Raw genomic sequence first — 3,337 nt, forward strand, 5'->3', positions numbered from 1 at the left:
CCGGCCTGCACGAAAGCACCGCCGCCGCCGTGGATTACCCGCCCGAGCGGGTGCGCGCCGACTCCGGGCTGCTGGACGGGGTGTCCGAGATCGGTTCGGGCCCGGCGCCGCAGCGGCTGTGGGCCAAACCGGCGATCAACGTGATCGGCATCGACACCACGCCGATCGACAAGGCGTCGAACACGCTGATCCCGCGTGCCCGGGCGAAGATCAGCATGCGGGTTGCGCCCGGCGGCGACGCCGAGGCGCACCTGGACGCGTTGACTTCGCACCTGCGCGAGCACGCACCTTGGGGCGCACGGGTCACCGTCACCCGCGGCGACGTTGGCGAGCCCTACGCCATCGACGCCAGCGGCCCGGTGTACGACGCCGCGCGGGCCGCGTTCCGGCAGGCCTGGGGGACCGACCCGATCGACATGGGCATGGGCGGCTCCATCCCGTTCATCGCCGAATTCGCCGAGGCGTTCCCGCACGCCAAGATCCTGGTCACCGGCGTCGAGGACCCAAACACCCAGGCGCACAGCATCAACGAGAGCCTGCACCTCGGCGTGCTGGAACGCGCCGCGATCGCCGAGGCGCTGCTGCTGGCCAGCCTGGCCTGACGGCGGCCCTACCGCACCAACGCTTTACCGCCGTTGTGATACGGCGTTGTTGTTTCCCGTCTTCTCGATTCTCGGTGAACCCGAGTGATAGGTCACCGCGTTGTCGTCGCCGAAAACGTCGAGGGTGTCGGCGCTGTCGAGTGCGACATGATTTCCGCTGCCGAAGACCTCGAGCCGTTGGCAGTGGCCGGTGACGGTATAGGTGTTGTTGTCGCCGTCCAGCTTCAGGTTGCCGTTGTTGCAGTCGATCGTGGTCTTCGCGCCGCTATTGATCATCACCAGATTTCCTTGGACGGTGGTGCCGGCGTGGCTCAAGAAGAACGCGACCGCCAGCGCCGCCACGACCGCGCACATCCCCAGCATCAACTTGCCTCGCGACGTATTCGCAAGCTTCGCGATTTCGCCGAACCAGCGCGGGCCGCCGAACTGTCCGCCACTGGGCGCCGCGAACGGCTCCGGCGCGGTGCCGGAGCCGTTCTCGAGGTCGCGGATGTATTGCTCGGGGTCGTCCGCGTCCACGGCTAAATGATCCGCCTCGGCCTGCGTGGAGTGCAATGGTCGCCCCTGATCACCGGCATCGGGCTGACCGTTACGGCCAGGGGAAGCCGGGTGCCGGCGCGGGCACCTCGGACGGGTCAGCTTCCCGGAAGTGATACACCGGGCCCGACGGGGTGCTTTCAGCGGTCACCGCGAACCAATGACAAACGCTCAGGTCGAACCCGGGCGGTATCGGAACCGTGTATCCCCATTTCTGGCCGGGGCAGTAATGCCAATAGGACGGCGGCGTAGCTTCGGCGCGTGCGGCCAAGCCCATAGCGGCCGCCGCGACGCCGCCGGAAATCATTGCCGCCCCGATGATGCGACTGAGGGGTCCGTTCATATGAGAAAGCCTTCCGTTGCCAATTGTGCTGCACGCTACGGCGCACCACTGGTGAAATTCTTGGCGTTCGCTTCCGCTACCGATCTCAACTTGCCTGACGGCCCGCCCGCCGACCTCCTCACGGCAACCCCCGCGTGCAAAAGTTGCCGAAGCGCCCGAACCGGCGCAAAGTACCGGTCAGCGGGGGCAGTAGGGAGCAAGTGATGAAGACACAGTTTGCTGCGGCCTCCGCGGCATTGGTTTCAGCGTCGCTGCTAACGGCGCAGGGTGCGGTCGCCGCGCCGGGCGATGCGGTGGTGTACACCGTGACCTCGGACGCCCCGTTGGCCGCGGTGTCGTATATCGATGCGACGGGCACGCTGCAGATGCTGACCAATCAGCCCGCGCCGTGGTCGATCTCGTTCACCAGTAAGGACACCAGTCCCGCGGCGGTGCTGACGGTCGCCGCGAACCCGACCGGTCAGAAGACGACCTGCACGATCACGGTCAATGGGACGGTGAAGGACACCAAGTCGACGACGGGCACGGGTGAAGCCGGCCTGGCGCAGTGCGCCGCGTAACCGCTCCGCGGTTCACACCGACAGGTCGCGCCGAAGCTTGGCCACGTGGCCGGTGGCCTTGACGTTGTATTGCGCGACGGCGATCTTGCCCTTCTCGTCCACCACGAAGGTCGAGCGGATCACGCCCTGCACCGTCCTGCCGTACATCTGCTTCTCGCCGTAGGCGCCCCAGGCCGTCAGCACCTTGCGGTCGGGATCCGAGAGCAGCGGGAACGTCAGCTTCTCGGCGTCGCGGAATTTGGCCAGCTTCTCCGGCTTGTCGGGGGAGATGCCGATGACGTCGAGGCCGGCGTCGCCGAGTTCGCGCAGGTTGTCGCGGAAGTCGCAGGCCTGCTTCGTGCAGCCCGGCGTCGAGGCCGCGGGGTAGAAGTACACGATGACGCGACGGTCCTTGTAGTCGGACAGCGACACCTTATTGCCGTCGGCGTCGGGCAGGCTGAAGGGGGGCGCTTTGTCGCCCGGCGCAAGCCGCGTGGTCTCGGCCAATTTCTAGGCCCCTTTCTGTTCACCGGAGCGTTGGGGTTATCGCCAGCTGATCTAGGGTAGTGCCTCAGGTGCATCAGGCCGATTGGGAGGACAGACACGTGGCGGACCGGGACCCCGAGGCCATCAAGCGGGACATCGACGTCGCCCGCGACCAGCTGGCGGCCACCGTCGACTCGCTTGCCGTGCGCGCCAACCCGCGCCGCCTCGCCGACGACCTCAAGGTTCGGGTGATCGCGTTCGTCAAGAAGCCCGCGGTGACGGTCTCACTGGCCGGCGTCGGCGTCCTCGTCGTCGTGGTCGTGGTGCACCGGGTGCGCAACCGCTGACCCGTCAGGTCATGCCGGCGCCCGTGCCGCTCTGAACGTGCACCGGGAGGTCATCGGCCCACGGCTGGGTGGTAGCCATGTCCTCGACCTCGACGTAGCCGCGCTCGAATTCGCCGGTCGCCGCGTCCACCAGGCGGTACTCCTGACGCTGGATGTGGATGGGCTGCGCGTCCAGGATCACCACCCGCACGTCACCGGGCTCGAAGTTGCAGCGCTGCTGTAGCGCCTCGATGAGGCATTCGTTGTGCATGTGCCCATCGCCGAAGTTCCAGCCCAGCACCATTGCGCAGAGATTCTCGCCTTCGCAGAGGTTGTAGTCGGCCTCGTCGTAGCCGGCCAAAGCGCGGTGTACCAGGGTGTAGAGCGCGCGGCCGTGGGTGTTCATCCCTCGGAAGGCGTAGGCGAGGTGAATGGGGACCAAGGTCTCTTCTTTGGTTTTGTAGAGACGCTCGAGCTGTAGGTGATACATCGGTCCCAGCGCGC

7 protein-coding genes are annotated in these 3,337 nt (G+C 66.7%); 3 read left to right on the forward strand and 4 right to left on the reverse strand.

Annotated elements, in window-relative coordinates:
• The coding region (locus A9X05_RS16385; RefSeq protein ID WP_156736772.1) for a M20/M25/M40 family metallo-hydrolase at nucleotides 1-602 on the forward strand (602 nt) is incomplete at its 5' end.
• Nucleotides 603-626: 24 nt separating this feature from the next.
• On the opposite strand, the gene A9X05_RS16390 is transcribed toward A9X05_RS16385, so the two are convergent.
• Together A9X05_RS16390 and A9X05_RS16395 are read right to left on the reverse strand one after the other, a co-directional pair.
• Nucleotides 627-1,121, reverse strand: a complete 495-nt coding sequence (locus tag A9X05_RS16390) for a DUF3060 domain-containing protein (RefSeq protein WP_067760543.1) — start codon at nucleotides 1,119-1,121, stop codon at nucleotides 627-629.
• Between the two features lie 70 nt (nucleotides 1,122-1,191).
• On the reverse strand, nucleotides 1,192-1,482 hold the full coding sequence (locus A9X05_RS16395; protein ID WP_067760545.1) for a hypothetical protein: 291 nt from the start codon (nucleotides 1,480-1,482) through the stop codon (nucleotides 1,192-1,194).
• A gap of 203 nt (nucleotides 1,483-1,685) precedes the next feature.
• On the opposite strand from A9X05_RS16395, the gene A9X05_RS16400 reads away from it, so the two are divergent.
• A complete protein-coding gene (locus tag A9X05_RS16400; protein WP_068266392.1) occupies nucleotides 1,686-2,042 on the forward strand; it encodes an MmpS family transport accessory protein in 357 nt (118 codons plus the stop codon).
• 12 nt (nucleotides 2,043-2,054) lie between these two features.
• Here A9X05_RS16400 and bcp read toward each other — a convergent pair whose 3' ends face one another.
• Nucleotides 2,055-2,528, reverse strand: coding sequence for a thioredoxin-dependent thiol peroxidase (bcp, locus tag A9X05_RS16405; protein ID WP_067760549.1), 474 nt, complete (start codon nucleotides 2,526-2,528; stop codon nucleotides 2,055-2,057).
• 98 nt (nucleotides 2,529-2,626) lie between these two features.
• Here bcp and A9X05_RS16410 point away from each other — a divergent pair, with 98 nt between their 5' ends.
• Entirely contained in the window at nucleotides 2,627-2,854 is a 228-nt protein-coding gene (locus tag A9X05_RS16410) for a DUF3618 domain-containing protein (RefSeq protein WP_067760600.1), read from the forward strand.
• 4 nt (nucleotides 2,855-2,858) lie between these two features.
• Here the strand turns inward: A9X05_RS16410 and A9X05_RS16415 are convergent.
• The coding region (locus tag A9X05_RS16415) for a DUF3556 domain-containing protein (RefSeq protein ID WP_197499090.1) at nucleotides 2,859-3,337 on the reverse strand (479 nt) is incomplete at its 5' end.

It is taken from the genome of Mycobacterium sp. E3298 (assembly GCF_001666895.1).
Classification (GTDB): Bacteria; Actinomycetota; Actinomycetes; order Mycobacteriales; family Mycobacteriaceae; genus Mycobacterium.

Bases quoted from the DNA above. Each gene is read 5' to 3' on its own strand.
- A9X05_RS16395 (WP_067760545.1), bottom strand. From the start codon at position 1,482: ATGAACGGACCCCTCAGTCGCATCATCGGGGCGGCAATGATTTCCGGC.
- A9X05_RS16400 (WP_068266392.1), top strand. From the start codon at position 1,686: ATGAAGACACAGTTTGCTGCGGCCTCCGCGGCATTGGTTTCAGCGTCG.